The sequence below is a fragment of the Pseudomonas sp. BP11-1-1 genome, from assembly GCF_052112105.1.
GTDB classification, from domain to species: Bacteria; Pseudomonadota; Gammaproteobacteria; order Pseudomonadales; family Pseudomonadaceae; genus Aquipseudomonas; species Aquipseudomonas alvandae.
The window spans coordinates 1-255 of sequence record NZ_JAUTYU010000063.1 but is presented as its reverse complement, the minus strand read 5'-3'; the positions used below and the strand labels follow the sequence as shown (position 1 = coordinate 255).

General features: G+C 64.3%; 1 protein-coding gene. It reads right to left on the bottom strand.

The features are described 5' to 3' along the window. On the bottom strand, window positions 1–255 hold a 255-nt coding region (locus Q7C33_RS29010; RefSeq protein WP_407684607.1), incomplete at both ends, for an NAD(P)-binding domain-containing protein.

The window sequence follows — 255 nt, the reverse complement described above, 5'->3', positions numbered from 1 at the left end:
GCTCGAAGGCGGCACTGTCGCCACCGACCATGATGCTCAGCGTCGCGGCCTTGGCACCGACTTCACCGCCGGACACCGGGGCGTCGAGGTACTGGGCGCCTTTTTCGTTGATTTTCGCCGCGAAGGTCTTGGTGGCGGTCGGCGAGATCGAACTCATGTCGATCACCACTTTGCCCTTGCCCACGCCAGCTGCGACACCGTCGGCGCGGAACAGCACGTCTTCGACCTGCGGAGTGTCCGGGACCATGACGATGA